Source organism: Neisseria benedictiae (genome assembly GCF_958267435.1).
In the GTDB taxonomy this organism is placed as follows: domain Bacteria; phylum Pseudomonadota; class Gammaproteobacteria; order Burkholderiales; family Neisseriaceae; genus Neisseria; species Neisseria bergeri.
Genome location: NZ_CATQFV010000058.1, coordinates 140,666 through 160,054, shown reverse-complemented (window position 1 = coordinate 160,054; position 19,389 = coordinate 140,666). Strand labels below are relative to the sequence as shown.

Genomic DNA, 19,389 nt, shown 5'->3' with positions numbered 1-19,389 from the left:
GGGGGGGGGGCTAGGCTTAGGTAAGCGTAATCCAACTGATGCTAGCCCTTACTCAGATCACACTACAGGTATTTTTGTTAATAATCAACCGAGTAATTTAACCGATCCAACTATTGATAAGTTTAGCTCTGTAAGTTTAAAAGCGACCAAAGGCAATAATGAAGTAGATATAAACGTAAGAAACCACTCTTCTGTAAAAGGAATTATTGCCACTCATAATTCAAAAGCAACTCTTGAAGCAGAAGAAGGTAATAATATCATTAAGGTAAAAAATCCGGATTTAAACACACCTATTGAAAGAGCTGAAGGCGAACACTACAGAACAGGTATTCAATCATCAACCGACAGTCAAGTCACCTTGACTGCCAAAAATAATATTGTGGAAGTGGGCGGTAATCCTATGTATGAAGAGGGTTTACAAGTTTCTGCCAACTCTTCTGTTACAGCAACAGCAAAAGAAAATAATGAAATTACGGTTGAAAACGCAGCTTATAACAGCGATGGATTGGCTACTTTAATCCCCCAAGCTAATGACCGCCCTTCATTAACCAATGATGGCAATAAAATTATCTTAGAGGCAGGTAAAGATAATATCATTACCATGAAAGCCACCGATGCAGATATGGATTATCTTGAAAATTCTGCTGTGTTAAAGGAAACCGATCATTATAAAGGTAAAAAAGGCTCAAATGGCATACTTAGTGCAGGAGATAAGTCTTTAGTTAAATTGACGGGTAAAAATAATTATATTCTCACTGAATTAAGCGATAAAGCGCGAGCTTTTGAACATAATGGCGTGGTATCGCAAGACGGTGCTAAAGTTGGGATTACCGCCAAAGAAGATAATGCTATTGCAGGAGCAAATGATGGGTCTAATGCTCACACTCAAGCCACTGTCACTATTGATGGTAAAAACAATACTATTTTAGCCTTTCAAAATGGAATGAAAGCATTTGGTAAAGGTCAACAAACGGTAACTGCCAGCGAAAAAAATGAGATTATTGGTGGTGGAACAGGTGTTTGGACTAGACATGAGGGTAGTCATATTGCTCTGAATGGAAAGGAAAACCAAGTATCTAGTAAATTGGGACTGTATGCTTCTGAAAAAAGTCAGCAAACTTTAAAAGCAGAAGATAAAAACGAAATTAATGGCAGTAATGTTGCTATTTACAGTGATGATTCAACCATTAATTTAGATTCTCAAAAAAGCAATATTGTTAATCTTAATGTTAATTCTAAAGCAGATAAAACTGTTAATATATTTGCCTCAAATAATGGATCAATCTTATTAACTGCAAAAGAAGACAATACGATTAATGCCAAACACGAAGGGATTAAATCCGACACTAAGGCAAGTGTTACTTTAGCTGCTAGAAACAATACTATTAATGCCTCTGAAACAGGTATTTATTCATTAAACAGTGCTAAGATAGATGTAAATGGTCAAATTAAATTAAGTTCAAAAATCGCTAATCACGCATCAACAGAGGGGCGCATCAACTTAAATTATGCTGATAAGAGTGAAATTACGGGCGCAACCATCGCAAATGGCGGTAATATTGCTATTAAACCATTAAATTTCTCTACTAACACTATGACATTAACAGGTGATGTGTTATCCGCAAATAATGGCAAAGTAGAGTTAGACTTCACACCAAACAGTCATTTAGTAGGTCGTTTAGATAACTTTGCTGGGTTAAATAATCCTACCCATAAAGATTTATTCAACCGATATGTCAATAACCTAGAAGGCAAAAGTGCGGGCGAAATTAACCTTAATTTAGCCAAAGACGCATTATGGACGATGACAGGTCAAAGCTGGATGGATAAATTGAGCGGCGAAGGTACGGTTGATTTTGACAGTAACAGCAAAACGAGCGGACGCGCCTTACATATCGGCGAATTGGCGGGTGCCAATAAATTCTTGATGCATCTGAATAAAGACGGCATTCACAGCGATATGCTCTATGTGAAAAAAGGAACGTCCACTCCGCAAGAAGTCGTCGTCAAAAATCTGTCCGAAGTGCTCGACAGTATGAATTACGGCGACCGCCTGCGTTTTGCGACTGTTCGAGAAAATTCAGGCAATGAATTTGTGAACGGTAAGAAATATATTGATGATACACATCTTATGGAGCAGGCTTTAACGGTTGAATATTCTGACCATAAAACTGATCCAAGCAATAACGATGATTACAATCGCAGATTTAATGGTGAAACAATGACTGCTGAAAAAGCAGGTAACACAGATGTGGATGCGATGTATGGTAGCGAGCATAGAAAAAATGTCTATTTAGTCAAACAGGCTACTGGCAATCCGAGCCGAAATGGCAAAAATATCAATGATATGTTCGACTCAACCGCACATTATGCGTTCACTTTGGATACTTATACCAAACGCGAAGGGGAGCGGGCTTTTTCAACGTTGGATAAAAAAGAAGGTGATTGGATAAGGCTGACGCATACCCGTTTGATTCAATCCAATGCGTTTAGGTTTCATAACAACGATTTTGAAATCGGATATGACCGCTTCAGCCTCAACGAGCAGGAGAAAAAACGCAAATGGGGCATAAGTTTCGACTACGGCCACGGCAGGACATCATTATGGAATACGTTTGGCAAGGGCAAAATCAGGAAATATGAATTGGCTCTGTACAATACTACCCAATACATAGATAAAGAAGGAGACGCAACAGGGTATATCGACAATGTATTAAAAATAGGAAAACTGCGTAACCGTGTGATTGCACGAAATCATATGGGTCAATTATGGGGCAAGGGAAAATATAGCAACACCCTATTCTCTATCAGCACCGAATACGGCCGCCGTAAATTTTTAGATGACGATAAATTGTGGCGGATTACACCGCAAGTACAGTTGCAATATTCCTATTTGAGAGGTGCCGACTATCGGCTCGATAACGGCATAAACGTCAATTTAAGCCACGTAAACAGCCTGATAGGCCGTTTGGGTTTGGATGTCGTGAGAAAATTTGACGAAGGCAAAAAACTTTTCTATATCAAAGGCAATATCCTTCATGAATTTTTGGGCAGCCGTTCCTTTAAGGCATTTGAAGGCAACAGCAATTATGCTCAAAAATGGAATACGAGGGGGACTTGGTATTCCGTCGGATTGGGCTACAATGCGCGGACAGGCAAAAAAACGAATGTCTTTGCCGATGCGGAAAAAGAGTTTTCCGGCGGGAAAAAAGGATCGTACAACATCCGCTTATCCGTTTCCCATCAGTTTGACTGAATGATTGAAACCTTATCGCAACAATAGGTTAAATCCATTCAAGTCTCTAGGATAAACCACAATGAAATGCCGTCTGAACCGCTTTCAGACGGCATTTTTGCAAACAGGCAAAATGACGGCGGCGGGATTTTTTATTTTCCCGATTGAAGTATAATGTTGCCGGGCTTCAACCGGATATTCAAACGGTTTACTCCAACACTCGGAACGGCGCATAAAACGCCGCCTTTCGCGTTATCCCGAACGGGGCGGCTAATCAGATTCTATCGCCATAAAAGGCGGGGTTTCAACTGAAAAGGAATTGAGATGAATAAAACCTTGTCTATTTTGCCGGTGGCAATCTTACTCGGCGGCTGCGCCGCCGGGGGCGGTAACACATTCGGCAGCTTAGACGGCGGCACAGGCATGGGCGGCAGCATCGTCAAAATGGCGGTCGGGAGCCAATGCCGTGCGGAATTGGACAAACGCAGCGAATGGCGTTTGACCGCGCTGGCGATGAGTGCCGAAAAACAGGCGGAGTGGGAAAACAAGATTTGCGCTTGCGTCGCCCAAGAAGCACCCGAACGGATGACCGGCAACGATGTGATGCAGATGCTGGCTCCGTCCACGCGCAATCAGGCACTTGCCGCCCTGACCGCCAAAACGGTTTCCGCCTGCTTCAAACACCTGTACCGCTAACCTTCTTCAGACGTCATGAGGCAGATGCCGTCTGAAGCCGTTTTCCTGCAATTTCGACAGACGAGAAAAATCATGAAATACATCAGCACGCGCGGCGAAACCGCACACAAACCGTTCAGCGAAGTTTTATTGATGGGGCTTGCCCCCGACGGCGGCCTGATGCTGCCGGAACATTATCCGCAAATCGGGCGCGAAACCTTGGACAAATGGCGCGGTTTAGCTTATCCCGAATTGGCGTTTGAAATTATGCGCCTGTTTGTTACGGATATTCCGGAGGACGATTTGCGCGACATTCTGAACCGCACTTACACGGAAGCGGCGTTCGGTACTAAGGAAATCACCCCCGTCCGCACGCTTTCAGACGGCATCAAAATCCAAGCCTTGTCCAACGGCCCGACGCTGGCGTTCAAAGATATGGCAATGCAGTTTTTGGGCAATGCGTTTGAATATGTTTTAAACAAAGAAGGCAAAAAACTCAATATCTTGGGTGCAACCAGCGGTGATACGGGTTCGGCTGCGGAATATGCCTTGCGCGGCAAAAAAGGCGTGAACGTATTTATGCTGTCGCCCGACGGTAAGATGAGCGCGTTCCAACGTGCGCAGATGTACAGCCTGCAAGACGGGAATATCCACAATATCGCCGTGAAGGGTATGTTTGACGACTGTCAGGATATTGTGAAGGCGGTGCAAAACGATGCCGCGTTCAAGGAAAAATACCATATCGGTACGGTCAATTCGATTAACTGGGGACGCATCGTCGCGCAAGTGGTTTATTACTTTGCCGGCTATTTCAAAGCGACGCAAAGCAATGACGAGCAAGTCAGCTTTTGCGTGCCGAGCGGCAACTTCGGCAACGTTTGCGCGGGACACATCGCCAAACAAATGGGCCTGCCTGTCCGCCGCCTGATTGTCGCGACCAATGAAAACGATGTATTGGACGAGTTTTTCAAAACCGGCGCGTACCGCCCGCGCAACAGCGCGCATACTTATGTTACCTCCAGCCCGTCGATGGACATTTCCAAAGCGTCCAACTTCGAGCGTTTCGTGTTCGACCTGATGGATCGCAATCCTCAGGAAATCAATACGCTGTGGGCGGAAGTAGCGGCGGGCAAGGGCTTTGACCTGCGATTTGCCTTGGACAAAGTCGGCGGCAAATACGGCTTTACTTCCGGCAAGTCCACCCACGCCGACCGCCTCGCCACTATCAAGCAGGTTTACGGGCAAGACCAAGAACTCATCGACCCGCACACTGCCGACGGCGTAAAAGTCGCCCGCGAAGTGCGCGAAGAAGGTGAAACGGTGGTTTGTTTGGAAACCGCGTTGGCGGCGAAATTCGATGCGACCATACGCGAAGCCGTCGGCGATGTCGCCATTCCGCGCCCTGCCGCGCTGGAAGGTTTGGAAAACCTGCCGCAACGCGTGCAAACCGTGCCGAACAGTGCGGATGCGGTAAAAGGCATCATCGAACAAACCCTTGCCTGATATTCCGTACAGGGGCATTCCGTCCGAACTTAAGATTGAAAGAAAATGACCGTACCTATGCAGGAAACCCATTTTTCCATACTGCTGGACGAACTGGCGGCAAAACAGGAGGCAGCCATCGCCCCCCACCTGCTTGCCGACGGAACCAAGGTATGGATACGCAAAGCAGGCAGGCACAATGCGCGATGGCGTTACGCGCTGCTCGGTATGGTTGCCCGATATTTGAAACTGGGGGTGTTGAAGCCGGTTCCCAGCCTCGGCGGCGAGCCTGCCATTGCAACCGAATCAAAACGCCTGTACGAATTGCGCGCGGCGGGGATAGCCGTTCCCGAATTGCTCGCCGTCCGGAAAAATGCCCTTATGTTCAGCAATTTGGAAGGCATCCCGCTCGATGCGCAAATCCGCCAAGAAGCCGAAGCCGGAAAGGCGGACGCTTGGCTTGCCGGTTTGGAAGCCATTGCACGCGTGCATAAAAAACAGCAGTTCCTCAGTCAGGCGTTTGCACGGAATATGATGTCGGACGGAAAAAACATCAGCTTTTTGGATTTTGAAGACGACCCTTCCGAGGTCCTGACCATAGCGCAATGCCAAGCCCGCGATTGGCTCTGCTACATCCATTCGACCGCGCTGATATTGAAAAACGGCGGACTGCTGGAAGCGGCTGCGAAAAAATGGGGCGGCGTATTGTCGGATCAGCCTGCCGAAATACAAAAGCTGATTGCCACCACCGTCAAACCGATCCTCCCGATACGCAGGCTGGAACACCCCCGCTGGGGACGGGACGCGCTCAGGCTGGCAGCCTCGATTTCCCTGATTTCCCTTGCCGATATGCCGCCGTAAGCCGCCGCCCGCCCCGCGATGCCGTCTGAAGCCCTTCAGACGGCATATAACCAACGCGCATCAAGCATTGTCGCAACCATCCGTTTCGTTTAGAATTTTGGCTTTACCCCGAATCGGGCAGACATTTTCACTCTGCCGCACATCCCGAACAAGCACTATCCATTTCTTTTACTGACAGGAAACCCAAATGGCAGCATTCAATACCCAAAAAGTATTGTCCGTACACCACTGGACAGACGCATATTTTACCTTTACCTGCACCCGCGACGAATCGTTGCGCTTTGAAAACGGACAGTTCGTTATGGTCGGATTGATGGTGGACGGCAAGCCGCTGATGCGCGCATACAGCGTCGCCTCCGCCAACTGGGAAGAACACCTCGAATTTTTCAGCATTAAAGTCCAAGACGGTCCGCTGACCAGCCGCCTGCAACACCTCAAAGTCGGCGACGACGTGTTAATCAGCAAAAAACCGACCGGAACCCTGGTTGCCGGCGACCTGAATCCGGGCAAACACCTTTACTTGTTGAGCACCGGTACCGGCATCGCTCCTTTCTTGAGCATCACCAAAGACCCCGAAATTTACGAGCAATTTGAAAAAATCATCCTCGTACACGGCGTGCGCTACAAAAAAGATTTGGCGTACTACGACCGCTTTACCAAAGAATTGCCCGAACACGAATACCTCGGTGACTTGGTTAAAGAAAAACTGATTTACTACCCGATTGTTTCGCGCGAAGAATTCGAACACCACGGTCGCCTAACCGACCTGATGGTGAGCGGCAAACTGTTTGAAGACATCGGCCTGCCCAAAATCAACCCGCAAGACGACCGCGCCATGCTGTGCGGCAGCCCCGCGATGCTGAAAGACACCTGCAAAGTTTTGGACGATTTCGGTCTGACCGTCTCCCCGAAAACAGGCGTGCGCGGCGACTACCTGATTGAGCGTGCGTTTGTAGATCAATAAGCTGTTTGAAAATCCCGTCTGAACGGCATCAGCGATAAAAAAACCCGAATCCTGCCAATCAGGATTCGGGGTTTTTATAGTGGGTAAAAATTAGAAATGCACATTTCCGTCATTCCAACACAGGTGGGAATCCGGACTTACCTGTTTCATTATCGTTTGAAAATAAAAGAGAAACCAAACATATAGATTCCCGCTTGCGCGGGAATGACGACGGTGTTTTGCCGTAGCCAAAGCAGAAAAACATCCCTATTGTCATTTCATCATGATATGACAATAGGATGTTAAAAATTAATTATCATTATATGATTGATATATAAGAAAAACTGTCCCAATAAGAAATGTTATGCAGAAAATAAAATGAAAAGGATGGTTTTCATTGAAAATGGTTGTTCTGCCACCGTCATACACAGAGCCAGTATTTGGAAAAAAATGATCCATATTGACATCATTATTCCATTTGTCGCATAAATCCACTTTTTAATTTTTTCCACATTAATATAATCTCTTATTTAATAAAATCAAAATAAAAATCAAATGCCTAACAATTCGATCTCAAATTTTGAACGCCAACGTGTTTGAGCGGTAACAATACATACTTTAAGTTTGCAATCCTTCATCGTCTTATTTTTGTTTTCATCAACTATACATCTGAAGCAGCGCCGTCCGTCATTGTTCGGACGGCATTTCCTCCCGTTTGTGAAGGCGCAGGGTGTTGCCCAAAACCGCCAGCGAACTGAAGCTCATACCCAGTGCGGCTATCCACGGTTGGACATAGCCCAAAACGGCAAGCGGTACGGCAATGATATTGTACGCGCCCGCCCATATCAGGTTTTGCCGGATAATATGGCGGGTGCGCCGCGCCTGATCGAGCAGGTGGGCGACGGTACGCAAATCTTCGTTCAATAACACAATGTCCGCGCCGTCCCTCGCAATATCCGTCCCACCGGCTGCGGCGGCGGATACGTCTGCCTGCGCCAAAACGGGCGCGTCGTTGATGCCGTCGCCTATCATCAGCACTTTTTTCCCTTCTTTTTGCAAGGCTTTGACGTATTCCAGTTTGTCCTCGGGCATGGCTTGGGCGCGGTAGTGCGCGACACCCAGGGCGCGTGCGGTTTCGGCAACGGCGGTTTCGCGGTCGCCGCTGAGGATGTGCAGGGTCAGGTTTTTGCCTGCCAACTGCCGCACCGCCTCCGCCGCGCTGTCTTTCAAGGGGTCGGTCAGGTAGAACACGGCTTGGAAACCGCTTTGACTGCCGAGGTAAACCGCGCTGCCGCCGCCTTCTGTTTGCGGTTCTTTGCCTGAAATTTCGGCGACATAGGATGCCCTGCCCAATGCCCAAACCTGTGTTTCGCCGTTGACGGTCAGTTGCGCGCCCACGCCTTCGCCGATGCGGTTGAGGCGTTGTTTAATAGCGATGTCGGGGACGCTGCCGTCTGAAATGCGGCAGTTGAGGATGGCGCGGGCAAGGGGATGTTCGGACTGTTGTTCTAAAGCCTGCGCCACCGCGAGAACAAAGGCTTCGTCTGTGCCTCTCAACAATGAGATACGGCGGACGGCGGGTTTGCCTTGGGTCAGCGTGCCGGTTTTGTCGAAGATGATGTCGGTGGTTTGGGCGAGGGTTTCGATTGCCTGCTTTCCGCCGATTAAAATACCTTCGCGCGCCAGCGTACCGGTAGAAGCTGCCAGCGCGGTCGGCGTGGCAAGCGATAAGGCGCAGGGGCAGGTAATGACCAGCAGGGCGACGGTAATCCACAATGCGGTGTGCGCGTCGGCGTACAGCGTCCAGCCGATGAAGACGGGGACGGCAAGCAGGAGTTCGCCGAATATGAAAGACGAGGCGTATTGTTCCGCCAACTCGGCAGTGCGCGGTTTTTGCGCTAAGGCGCGGTCGAGCAGGCGGACGATGTGCGACAGTCGCGTGCCGCCGCCGGTGCGGTCGGTGCGTATAATCAGGGGGCTTTGCGTGTTGAGTGTGCCGGCGGTTACTTTTTCAGACGGCATTTTGGCGACGGGCAGGCTCTCGCCGGTCAGCATAGCTTCGTTGACCGCGCTGCTGCCTTCGACAACCGTACCGTCGACAGGTACGGTCTCCCCCGGTTTGACCATCACGATATCGCCCGCCTTCAATTTGACGACGGCTGCCTCGCAGGTTTCCTGCGTATCGGGGTAATCGGGCATATGATGGCAAAACGCAGGAATCAGCTTAACCAGCCTCTCGGCGGCATCGCCTGCCTTACGTCGGGCGATTTGTTCCATAAAACGTCCGCCCAGCAGGAAAAACAGCAGCATGGCGATGGATTCGAAATACATCCCCTGTCCCGCATTGGTCGCAAGGCTGTAAACGCCGGCGATAAAGGTCATGATGATAGCGACGGTAATCGGCGTGTCCATGCCGACGCGGCGGTTTTTCAGGTCGCGCAACGCGCCTTGATAAAACGGGACGGCGCAATAGAATACGACGGGCAACACCATTAAAAAACCGCCCCAATGGAGGATTTTTAAAAAATCGGGTTCGATGTCGCCGCCGTAAAGGTAGGTCGGCAGCGCGAACATCATCGTCTGCATCATCCCCAGTCCGGCAACGGCGAGGCGGACGATGTATTGTTTGCGTTCTTTTTGGTTGGCGGCTTCGATTTTTTGCGCGTCATAGGGTTCGGCGGTATAACCCGTCTGCCTGATTTTCAACAAAATGTCGGAAAGGCGGATTTTGCCGTCGTCCCAGACGACGCGGCAGCGGTGCGTGCTGTAATTGAGGTCGATGCGGACAATGCCGTCTGTACGCAAAAGCTGCTGTTCGATCAGCCAGACGCAGGCGGCGCAGGTGATGCCGCCGAGCATTAAAACCGCCTCGCGCGTGCCGCCGTGGGTTTCCACAAAGTCGGACTGGACTTCGGGCAGGTCGTACAGGCGGATTTGGTCGAGGATTTCTTGGGGCGGCAGCTCGGTTTTTTGCGCGTCGGCGGTGCGTTGTTTGTAATAACTGCCCAAGCCCGCGTCAATAATGCTTTGTGCGACCGCCTGACAACCGGCGCAGCAGGTTTCGCGGTCTTCGTTTTCGTAACGGACAGTCAGGTGGAGGTGTTCGGGAACATCCAGCCCGCAGTGGAAACAGGTTTTTTTCATGGCATTTCGGTTTCGTCTGTGTTTGGTGCGGCGGCACAATACTCGGCAATGGCTTCGCGCAGTGCGTCTATACCGGTATTTTCAGCAACGGAAATGCGGACGGCGGCAATTTTTCCCGCAGCGTCGCGCCATATGCCCGTGTTTTGTTCTTCAGACGGCAGCAGGTCGGTTTTGTTGTACACCTTGATGCACGGAATATCGCCGGCATGGATTTCTTGCAGTACGTTTTCCACGTCTTCAATCTGCTGTCCGCTGTTCGGGGCGGCGGCATCGACGACGTGCAGCAGCACATCGGCTTGCGCGGTTTCTTCCAGCGTGGCGGAAAATGCCGAAATCAGCTTGTGCGGCAAATCGCTGACGAATCCGACGGTATCGGTCAGGATAATGCTGCATTCGGGACTGATGTACAGCCGTCGCGCCGTCGTGTCGAGTGTGGCGAAAAGCTGGTCTTTCGCATATATGCCCGACTTGGTCAGCCGGTTGAACAGGCTGGATTTGCCGACATTAGTATAGCCGACCAGCGCAAACGTTTTGATTCTGCCCGATTCGCGGGACTTGCGGCGCAGCGCGCGCTGTTTTTTGAGGTTGGCAAGCTGTTTTTTCAAGGCGTTGATTCGATGGGCGATCAATCGGCGGTCGGTTTCCAATTTGGTTTCGCCCGGGCCTTTCATGCCGATACCGCCTCGCTGGCTTTGCAAATGTCCGTAACCGCGTATCAAGCGTCCCGCCAAATGGCTCAATTGCGCCAACTCGACTTGCAGCCTGCCTTCCTGCGTGCGGGCGCGGCGGGCGAAAATCGCCAGAATCAGCCCTACCCTGTCCAATACGCGGCATTCCAGTTCTTTTTCAAGGTTGCGTTCCTGCGTGGGCGTGAGTTCGTGGTTGAATACGACCAAATCGATGCCGTCTGCGGCAACTGCTTCCGACAGCTCCGCCGCCTTGCCCGTGCCGACAAACAGCGCGGTGTGCGGACGGTCGCGTTTGGCGGTTTCCACAAGGACGGGATTGCCGCCCGCCGCTTTGACCAGCTCGACGGCTTCTGCCAATGCCGTCTGAAAACCGTTCAGACGGGCGGCACTACTGCCCGTTCCTTCCTTATCCAACATCACGCCCACCAGCATGACGCGTTCCGGTTGCGCTTGGGTACTGCCGTTGCGGCCTGTTCTGCCTGTCATGTATTCAATCCTGTAAATAAAGGGTAACGCCTCGTTCCGGGCTGTCTTCCGGTGCAAGCGTGATGCGGCTGCCCGTCATTCCGCCAACGCTGAAGACGATGCCGCCCGCCTCGTGCCTTCCTATGGACAGGCGGCTGCCGGGCCGCTGCCGGTAGGTATAACGGGTACACGCTTCCAAACACCAGCGTCCGCGCCAGTGGATGAAATATTTTTCGCCTTTTCTAACCGCAAGCGTCTCGCCGCCGTTTACCTCAAAATAAGGGTAATCGGGTTTTCGGGTTTTAAACTGCCATTTCGCCTGCCCACGCCGTCCGTTGCGGACATAGTCGAATACCGCCGTATAGAGCGTGCCGTATTCCAAAGGCTTGAGCGGGAAAAGCGCGAATTGGTGCGCGGTCAGCCTGCCGTTGGGATCGTTGCCGGCGGTTAAAACCCTGACGGGGCGGATTTCGTTTTTACCCTGATACAGCTTGAAACTTTTCATCGTAATTTTGCCTGCCGCCTCAGAAAAATCAATGCTGACAGGATTGCCCGTCATTTCATATCCCGGCATGGGGTCGGGACGCTCCCCGTAAAAATAAGGCAGTGCGCCGCTGCCGACGGGATAGGCTGTATAGAGCAGCTCCTGTGCGGGCATGGCTTCGTCGGTGTACACGACCGCACCGTTGTGGCAGGCGTTGCGGTAATAGTGCCGTCCCGCTTCAGGCTGATTTCTGCCTTGGGCGCAATGCCGCTCAAACCTGCCGTTGCCCTGATTGAATACGACGACGGTTTTGCCGTTTTCGCGCACAAATGCCGCTCCTGCCTCATCCGTATGCCGGTCAAGCAGCGAAAGGCGGTGGTAGATTGCGCTCATTAATCCGTCCACTTGGCGTTGCTGCGTGCGGATGTCGCTGTCGGACGATTCGGCGGCTTCTTCTTCCGTGCTGATGTTTTCATGCACGCCGTTGTAGAGATACCCAGCAAGGCGTGTGCGTTCGGTCAGCTTTTGTGCGGTGTAGTGCGGATTATCGGGATGGTGTTCGCCGTGTCCATCTTCGGGATTGAGCGTGAGATAGCGTGCGTGCCTGCGGGCGGAATTTTCCAAAACCGGCGCGTGTGCCAGCTCGTACAAACCGATTTGTGTGCGGATGAGGTTGAGGTAGTGCAACGCATCGCCCTCTCCCCTGATTTGCGGTGCAGACGGATAGACAAGTTCCCCCACGGGCAGGGATTGGTTTTGGGTATGGTAGAAAACGCCTGCTGCCGAGCCCAACAGAAGCAGCCAGATAACAAGGGATTTCATGATGTCGCCCTCTCGCCCCGGCAACGGGATATTTCATGAAAACGGCAAACTTGAAAATCACGTTTCTGCTTGCCGATTGCGAAACCGGTAAACCTTTCCCCGTGCCGATGCCGAACCCGATGCCGTCTGAACCTTCAGACGGCATCGGGTGTTTATTTGTCCACCCGAACCGGTACGGGTTCGTATTGCGTAGACTCGTCCCCGTAATACAGCACGCCGAGCTTGATGGGGATGCGTCCCTGTGATTTGCGGTGGGCGTTGGAATCCCTCAGGGAATAGGCGCAACCGCAATATTCCTGCTGGTAGAAGTTTTCACGTTTGCTGATTTCAATCATACGCGCACTGCCTCCGCCTTTGCGCCAGTTGAAATCCCAATAGACCACATCATCATAGGGCGCGGCGGCGCGGTGTCCGCAGTCGTTGATTTGCGCCATATTTTTCCAGCGTGAAATGCCCAGCGAACTGGTAAAGACGGGGAAGCCGTGTTCGTGCGCGTATTGCGCCGCTTTTTCAAAACGCATATCGAAACACATCGTACAGCGGATGCCGCGCTCCGGCTCAAACTCCATGCCTTTGGCTTTGGCAAACCATTCTTTGCGGTCGTTTTCGTAATCGTCGTCTTTGTCGATGAAGGGGATGCCGAACTTTTCCGCAAAGCGCACGTTTTCCTCTTTTCGGAGCATATATTCTTTGTGCGGATGGATATTGGGATTGTAGAAATAAATGGTGTAGTCGATGCCGCTGGCGAGCATCGCCTCCATCACTTCGCCGCTGCACGGGGCGCAGCAGGAATGCAGCAGGACTTTTTTGTTGCCGCCGGGCGGAACGAGAACCGGGCGGTCGATGTCGGTAACGGTAGGTTTGTTTTGTGTTTCCATTAACTTAACAATATCTGTCGAATACGGTCGAAGCGGCTATTTTATCAGAGCCGCCGAATGTAAAACAGGGTGTCAGGGCATCAGCCCGAGCTGTCTGAACGAACGGACGCTTTGCGAGGTAACGATAAAATGGTCGAGCAGCGACACATCGACCAGCGACATGGCCTGTGCCAGCCGCCTTGTGAACATGATGTCTTCCTGCGAAGGTTCGGGCGAGCCGCCCGGGTGGTTGTGCGCGATAATCAGGCTGTCGGCATACTCGTCCAAAGCCAGTTTGACGATTTCGCGGATGTAAATCGTGTTTTCCGCAACCGTCCCCCGGGACAATTCACGCACACCGATTAGCCGGTTTTGGCGGTTCAAGAGCAGCGCGACGCTGACTTCGACTTTTTCCTGTCCCAAATGAAAGCGCAGGTAATCGGCAACGGTATCGGGATCGGATAAGGTGATTTCTTCTTGCAATTCTTCCGCCAATATCCGCCGCCCGATTTCCCTGACTACGGCGAACTGTGTGAAACTCGCCGTCCCCATTCCTTTATATGCCGACAGTTTGCCGACCTCCGCGCTCATCAGCCTCCCCAAGCTGCCGAACTCCTGCAACAGGTAGCGCGCCAAATCGACCGCGCTCATTCCGCGTGTGCCGACGCGTAAAAGGATTGCCAAAAGTTCGGCATCGCTCAACGCCTCCGCCCCGCGTTCCAACAGCTTTTCCCTCGGCCTTTCCCCCTCCGGCCATTGCTTGATGCTCATCTCATCCCTTTTCGTTTGCGTTTGTATTTGAAATGCCGTCTGAACCGGATTTCCGCTTCAGACGGCATCTGTATTTCAAAACAGTCTTACGCCGTTTCTTCCAACTCGATTGAAGCCGCCAAAAGCGACAGGCGCGCCATTACGCCGTACACATAGAGGCGGTTGTGTTCGTTGTCCACATCGCAGTCTTTTTCGGAGCGCGGCATACCGAGTGAATCCCATTGTTCGAATACGCGCTTGCAGGCTTCGGGCGCTTCTTGCGAATTGTCGCCGTTGCCGGTGGGAATGCTGTTGGACAGCGGAACAAACACCATACCGCCGGCGTTGAGGTTTTCGTCCGCACCGCGCCCTTCGTGTACGCGGAAAAAGCCGCCGATGACGAAGCGGTCCATCATATACACGACGGGTTCGCACACCGCGCCGTTTAAGGTTTCATAAGTATAAATACCTTCTTGGACAATCACTTCGCTGACTTCCAAACCTTCTTTCACCTTCGACATTTTGTTGCGGTTTTTACGATTCAAGCCGCGCACTTCGTCGGCGGACTTGACGCTCATCACGCCCATACCGTAAGTACCTGCGTCGGCTTTCACAATCACGAAAGGCTGGTCGGTAATACCCAATTCGTCGTATTTGGCTTGGATTTTCGCCAGCACGCGTTCTACCGCTTCTGCCAACGCATCTTCGCCTTCCCGCACTTGGAAGTCCAAACCGCCGATTTTTTCAAAATACGGGTTGATCTGCCACTCGTCGATGCCGATCAGCTTGGCAAATTCGGCGGCGACTTGGTTATACGCGCCGAAATGATCGGTTTTGCGGCGCGTCGTCCAACCGCCGTGCAACGGAGGCAAAACGGTTTGGCTGATGTCTTTGAGAATGTCGGGAATGCCGGCGGACAAGTCGTTGTTCAACAAAACCACGCAAGGCGAAAAGCCGTCGGCAAGATGCACGCGCTCGCGGGTTCGCAACAAAGGCTCAAGCAGGATTTTGTCGCCCAATGCGGTTTCAAACTCGGTTGGCTCAGTCACTTCAGGATTCAGGCTGCCCAAGCGCACTTCATACCCTGCCGAACGCAAAATCTCGCCGAGGGCGTAAACGTTTTGCAGGTAGAACGTGTTGCGCGTGTGGTTTTCGGGAATAATCAACACGGATTTCGCCGTTTCGCAGGCACGTTGCACCGCATCTTGCGCGGCAACCGCCGCCAGCGAGATAAAGTTGGGATTCAGATTATTGAAGCCGCCCGGAAACAAATTCATATCGATAGACGAAATTTTGTAACCGGCGTTGCGGATATCGACCGAACCGTAAAACGGCGGGCGGTGCGCGTTCCACTGCGTGCGGAACCACGCCTCGATTTTGGCGTGATTGGACAGGATTTTTGCCTCAAACGCCTGAAGTTGCGCCGAATGTTCGGGCGACATAACCGGTAATTTCATCTTTCGTCTGCCTCTGTGTGTTTTTTGACAAGGTACAGATAATAATGCCTTTGAAAGAATGACGACAAGTATTCTTTCATATCGAATCATTCTTTAGATATAACTGTTTACTGAAAATGGACAATATGTCTAATTTTTTCGTTAAAATTGTTTACAAAATAACACCGACTCAAAAATTAGACAAAATCTGTTGCGCGGCGTAAAGAATACGTCTAAAATCCGCCCAATCCGCATCACCATTTATCCAAAAGAACAACATCATGACAGCACAAACCCTTTACGACAAACTCTGGAACAGCCACGTCGTCCGCGAAGAAGAAGACGGCACCGTCCTGCTTTACATCGACCGCCATCTGGTTCACGAAGTAACCAGCCCGCAGGCGTTTGAAGGTCTGAAAATGGCGGGGCGCAAGCTGTGGCGCATCGACAGCGTCGTTTCCACCGCCGACCACAACACCCCGACCGGCGATTGGGACAAAGGCATCCAAGACCCGATTTCCAAGCTGCAAGTCGATACGTTGGATCAAAACATCAAAACATTCGGCGCACTCGCCTATTTTCCGTTTATGGACAAAGGTCAGGGCATCGTCCACGTTATGGGGCCTGAACAAGGCGCGACCCTGCCCGGTATGACCGTCGTCTGCGGCGATTCGCACACTTCCACCCACGGCGCATTCGGCGCACTGGCGCACGGCATCGGCACTTCCGAAGTCGAACACACGATGGCGACCCAGTGCATTACCGCGAAAAAATCCAAATCCATGCTGATTGCCGTTGACGGTAAATTAAAAGCGGGCGTTACCGCCAAAGACGTCGCCCTCTACATCATCGGACAAATCGGCACGGCAGGCGGCACGGGCTATGCCGTCGAGTTCGGCGGCGAAGCCATCCGCAGCCTTTCGATGGAAGGCAGGATGACCCTGTGCAATATGGCGATTGAGGCAGGCGCGCGTTCCGGTATGGTCGCCGTCGATCAAACCACCATCGACTATGTCAAAGGCAAACCTTTCGCACCTAAAGGCGAAGCATGGGACAAAGCTGTCGAGTACTGGCGCACGCTGGTGTCTGACGAAGGCGCCGTATTCGATAAAGAATACCACTTCAAAGCCGAAGACATCGAGCCTCAAGTTACTTGGGGTACGTCGCCTGAAATGGTTTTGGATATCAGCGGAAAAGTACCTAATCCCGCCGAAGAAACCGATCCGGTCAAACGCAGCGGTATGGAACGCGCCCTCGAATATATGGGTTTGAAGGCCGGCACGCCGCTGAACGAAATCCCTGTCGACATCGTATTCATCGGCTCTTGCACCAACAGCCGCATCGAAGACTTGCGCGAAGCCGCCGCCATCGCCAAAGGCCGCAAAAAAGCGGACAATGTACAACGCGTATTGATTGTTCCCGGCTCCGGTTTGGTTAAAGAACAGGCTGAAAAAGAAGGCTTGCACAAAGTATTTATCGAAGCCGGTTTTGAATGGCGCGAGCCGGGCTGCTCTATGTGCCTTGCGATGAATGCCGACCGCCTGACCCCGGGACAACGTTGCGCCTCTACTTCCAACCGTAACTTTGAAGGCCGCCAAGGCAACGGCGGGCGCACCCACCTCGTCAGCCCCGCTATGGCCGCCGCCGCCGCCGTTACCGGGCACTTTACCGACATCCGCACGATGGCGTAAATATTTTTCAGGCGGTCTTTAAGAATTTGATGCGGCCGTCTGAAATATGTCCCGTAAGGCAGAAACACCTTAATATTCAAACCAAGGAGTTTAACCATGAACAAACTTTTCGTTACCGCCCTGTCCGCCCTCGCCTTGTCCGCCTGCGCCGGCACTTGGCAGGGCGCGAAACAAGACACCGCCCGTAACCTTGACAAAACCCAGGCCGCCGCCGAACGCGCCGCCGAACAAACAGGCAACGCCGTCGAAAAAGGCTGGGACAAAACCAAAGAAGCCGTCAAAAAAGGCGGCAATGCCGTCGGACGCGGCATTTCCCATCTCGGCGAAAAAATCGAAAACGCCACCGAATAACCGATTCGCGATGCCGTCTGAAACCGTTTCAGACGGCATCGTCAGCACAAGACGCAAACCCATGAAAGCCTTTACCAAAATCACCGCCATCGTCGCCCCCCTCGACCGCAGCAACGTCGATACCGATGCCATCATTCCCAAACAATTTTTAAAATCCATCAAACGCAGCGGCTTCGGCCCTAATGCCTTTGACGAATGGCGTTACCTCGACCACGGCGAACCGGGTATGGACAACAGCAAACGCCCGCTGAACCTCGATTTCTCGCTGAACCAGCCGCGTTACCAAGGCGCACAAATCCTGTTGACGCGCAAAAACTTCGGCTGCGGCTCTTCACGCGAACACGCCCCTTGGGCATTGGACGACTACGGCTTCCGCGCCGTCATCGCCCCTAGCTTTGCCGACATCTTCTTCAACAACTGCTACAAAAACGGACTTTTGCCCATCGTTTTGACAGAAAAACAAGTCGATCGGCTTTTCAAAGAGGTCGAAGCCAACGAAGGTTATCAACTCTCCATCGACCTTGCCGAGCAAACCCTGACCACCCCTAGCGGCGAAACATTCACATTCGACATTACCGAACACCGCAAACACTGCCTCCTCAACGGCTTGGACGAAATCGGCCTAACCCTGCAACACGCTGACGAAATTCACGCCTTTGAAGAAAAACGCCGCCAAAGCCAGCCTTGGCTGTTTAACGGTTGATATACAAAAGGCCGTCTGAAAAATGTAAGTGTTTCAGACGGTCTTTACTGAATGTATTGGGATAGACCATGAGATCATTCGACGAATTAATCCAAACCCAAGACCCTGCGTGGCCATTGATTCAAGAGTGGCTTACAGAAACGGTAAACAGCGTTGAAGTTCTGCCACGTACGCTTGAAAAGGCAAAGGAAGAACTTGTCAAAACCCAAGTAACGATACGTTCGTTTATGGGTGCTGTCGTTTATGAAACCGGCGGTATCCTTATCGATGACGGTTGGTTACGGATACTTGGTTCTGGCAGCGCGAAGCTACCTCGTGGTTTGGGAAGTTGGAATCTAAGCCGTACACAATCCGAGCCAACAGGCCCTGCTCCCTATTATCTGTTTGCCGATGATGTTGCTGGAGGCTATTTTGCGATTAATGGCGGAGGATTGAATGACAAAGTAGGTAATGTTTTCTACCTACCACCGGATACACTGGAATGGGAAGATTGCGGTAAAGGTTATGGCGACTTCTTAAATTGGGCATTGACCGGCGATTTGCAGTTGTTTTACGAAAACCTGCGTTGGGAAAATTGGCGCGAAGAAATCCGTGATTTGAATGGCGACAGCGTTTATACGTTCTTTCCGTTTTTATGGACTGAAGAAGGCAGCGATATAAACCAAGTCAGCCGCAAGCGTGTTCCCATAGTGGAACATTATGCTTCCACTTTGGATTTGCAAAACACAACTCCATAAAAAGCATTTTCAGACGGCCTTGTTGTTACAATTCAAATAAAGCATCCTTAAAAACGTATTGGTC

The 19,389-nt window shown here is 51.3% G+C and carries 15 protein-coding genes; 9 read left to right on the top strand and 6 right to left on the bottom strand.

The annotated features are described in order from the left end of the window. The 5 genes from Q3O12_RS07265 to Q3O12_RS07245 form a co-directional block, all read left to right on the top strand. On the top strand, positions 1 to 3,256 hold a 3,256-nt coding region (locus Q3O12_RS07265), incomplete at its 5' end, for an autotransporter outer membrane beta-barrel domain-containing protein (RefSeq protein WP_373323068.1). 303 nt (positions 3,257 to 3,559) lie between these two features. Further along, the gene (locus tag Q3O12_RS07260; protein ID WP_002217120.1) at positions 3,560 to 3,931 is read left to right on the top strand and encodes a hypothetical protein; all 372 of its coding nucleotides are present in this window, start codon (positions 3,560 to 3,562) and stop codon (positions 3,929 to 3,931) included. A gap of 72 nt (positions 3,932 to 4,003) precedes the next feature. Continuing rightward, positions 4,004 to 5,413: a threonine synthase gene (gene thrC, locus Q3O12_RS07255; RefSeq protein ID WP_301669885.1), complete on the top strand. Its 1,410-nt coding sequence runs from the start codon at positions 4,004 to 4,006 to the stop codon at positions 5,411 to 5,413. 45 nt (positions 5,414 to 5,458) lie between these two features. Continuing rightward, a complete protein-coding gene (locus tag Q3O12_RS07250) occupies positions 5,459 to 6,253 on the top strand; it encodes a BUD32 family EKC/KEOPS complex subunit (protein WP_301669874.1) in 795 nt (264 codons plus the stop codon). Between the two features lie 187 nt (positions 6,254 to 6,440). Beyond that, positions 6,441 to 7,217: a ferredoxin--NADP reductase gene (locus Q3O12_RS07245; RefSeq protein WP_002213456.1), complete on the top strand. Its 777-nt coding sequence runs from the start codon at positions 6,441 to 6,443 to the stop codon at positions 7,215 to 7,217. Positions 7,218 to 7,883: 666 nt separating this feature from the next. On the opposite strand, the gene Q3O12_RS07240 is transcribed toward Q3O12_RS07245, so the two are convergent. From Q3O12_RS07240 to gshA, 6 genes are all read right to left on the bottom strand, one after another. Beyond that, positions 7,884 to 10,340 (bottom strand): heavy metal translocating P-type ATPase, encoded by a 2,457-nt coding sequence (locus tag Q3O12_RS07240; protein ID WP_301669873.1) that lies wholly within the window; start codon positions 10,338 to 10,340, stop codon positions 7,884 to 7,886. Beyond that, entirely contained in the window at positions 10,337 to 11,515 is a 1,179-nt protein-coding gene (gene hflX / locus Q3O12_RS07235) for a GTPase HflX (RefSeq protein ID WP_025458416.1), read from the bottom strand. Before hflX ends, Q3O12_RS07240 begins: the two co-directional genes overlap by 4 nt. Positions 11,516 to 11,519: 4 nt before the next feature. Continuing rightward, positions 11,520 to 12,800 carry a CAP domain-containing protein gene (locus tag Q3O12_RS07230; RefSeq protein WP_025458415.1) on the bottom strand — a complete coding sequence of 427 codons (1,281 nt, stop codon included), beginning with the start codon at positions 12,798 to 12,800 and terminating at the stop codon, positions 11,520 to 11,522. 152 nt (positions 12,801 to 12,952) lie between these two features. Then, on the bottom strand, positions 12,953 to 13,678 hold the full coding sequence (locus tag Q3O12_RS07225) for an epoxyqueuosine reductase QueH (protein WP_301669872.1): 726 nt from the start codon (positions 13,676 to 13,678) through the stop codon (positions 12,953 to 12,955). A 72-nt stretch (positions 13,679 to 13,750) separates the two neighbouring features. Then, a complete protein-coding gene (gene radC, locus Q3O12_RS07220; protein WP_301669871.1) occupies positions 13,751 to 14,428 on the bottom strand; it encodes a RadC family protein in 678 nt (225 codons plus the stop codon). Positions 14,429 to 14,514: 86 nt separating this feature from the next. Next, positions 14,515 to 15,864, bottom strand: coding sequence for a glutamate--cysteine ligase (gshA, locus tag Q3O12_RS07215; protein ID WP_301669870.1), 1,350 nt, complete (start codon positions 15,862 to 15,864; stop codon positions 14,515 to 14,517). A 260-nt stretch (positions 15,865 to 16,124) separates the two neighbouring features. Here gshA and leuC point away from each other — a divergent pair, with 260 nt between their 5' ends. From leuC to Q3O12_RS07195, 4 genes are all read left to right on the top strand, one after another. Continuing rightward, the gene (leuC, locus tag Q3O12_RS07210) at positions 16,125 to 17,534 is read left to right on the top strand and encodes a 3-isopropylmalate dehydratase large subunit (protein WP_301669869.1); all 1,410 of its coding nucleotides are present in this window, start codon (positions 16,125 to 16,127) and stop codon (positions 17,532 to 17,534) included. Between the two features lie 96 nt (positions 17,535 to 17,630). Beyond that, positions 17,631 to 17,885: a hypothetical protein gene (locus tag Q3O12_RS07205; RefSeq protein ID WP_301667694.1), complete on the top strand. Its 255-nt coding sequence runs from the start codon at positions 17,631 to 17,633 to the stop codon at positions 17,883 to 17,885. 61 nt (positions 17,886 to 17,946) lie between these two features. Beyond that, entirely contained in the window at positions 17,947 to 18,588 is a 642-nt protein-coding gene (gene leuD, locus Q3O12_RS07200; protein ID WP_301669884.1) for a 3-isopropylmalate dehydratase small subunit, read from the top strand. A gap of 68 nt (positions 18,589 to 18,656) precedes the next feature. Beyond that, positions 18,657 to 19,325: a DUF2625 domain-containing protein gene (locus tag Q3O12_RS07195; RefSeq protein ID WP_301669868.1), complete on the top strand. Its 669-nt coding sequence runs from the start codon at positions 18,657 to 18,659 to the stop codon at positions 19,323 to 19,325. Positions 19,326 to 19,389 lie beyond the last annotated feature (64 nt).

What these genes read in the sequence shown, in the direction of transcription:
- Q3O12_RS07260 (WP_002217120.1), top strand. Translation starts at nt 3,560, where the DNA reads ATGAATAAAACCTTGTCTATTTTGCCGGTGGCAATCTTACTCGGCGGC.
- thrC (WP_301669885.1), top strand. Translation starts at nt 4,004, where the DNA reads ATGAAATACATCAGCACGCGCGGCGAAACCGCACACAAACCGTTCAGC.
- Q3O12_RS07250 (WP_301669874.1), top strand. Translation starts at nt 5,459, where the DNA reads ATGACCGTACCTATGCAGGAAACCCATTTTTCCATACTGCTGGACGAA.
- Q3O12_RS07245 (WP_002213456.1), top strand. Translation starts at nt 6,441, where the DNA reads ATGGCAGCATTCAATACCCAAAAAGTATTGTCCGTACACCACTGGACA.
- Q3O12_RS07240 (WP_301669873.1), bottom strand. Translation starts at nt 10,340, where the DNA reads ATGAAAAAAACCTGTTTCCACTGCGGGCTGGATGTTCCCGAACACCTC.
- hflX (WP_025458416.1), bottom strand. Translation starts at nt 11,515, where the DNA reads ATGACAGGCAGAACAGGCCGCAACGGCAGTACCCAAGCGCAACCGGAA.
- Q3O12_RS07230 (WP_025458415.1), bottom strand. Translation starts at nt 12,800, where the DNA reads ATGAAATCCCTTGTTATCTGGCTGCTTCTGTTGGGCTCGGCAGCAGGC.
- Q3O12_RS07225 (WP_301669872.1), bottom strand. Translation starts at nt 13,678, where the DNA reads ATGGAAACACAAAACAAACCTACCGTTACCGACATCGACCGCCCGGTT.
- radC (WP_301669871.1), bottom strand. Translation starts at nt 14,428, where the DNA reads ATGAGCATCAAGCAATGGCCGGAGGGGGAAAGGCCGAGGGAAAAGCTG.
- gshA (WP_301669870.1), bottom strand. Translation starts at nt 15,864, where the DNA reads ATGAAATTACCGGTTATGTCGCCCGAACATTCGGCGCAACTTCAGGCG.
- leuC (WP_301669869.1), top strand. Translation starts at nt 16,125, where the DNA reads ATGACAGCACAAACCCTTTACGACAAACTCTGGAACAGCCACGTCGTC.
- Q3O12_RS07205 (WP_301667694.1), top strand. Translation starts at nt 17,631, where the DNA reads ATGAACAAACTTTTCGTTACCGCCCTGTCCGCCCTCGCCTTGTCCGCC.
- leuD (WP_301669884.1), top strand. Translation starts at nt 17,947, where the DNA reads ATGAAAGCCTTTACCAAAATCACCGCCATCGTCGCCCCCCTCGACCGC.
- Q3O12_RS07195 (WP_301669868.1), top strand. Translation starts at nt 18,657, where the DNA reads ATGAGATCATTCGACGAATTAATCCAAACCCAAGACCCTGCGTGGCCA.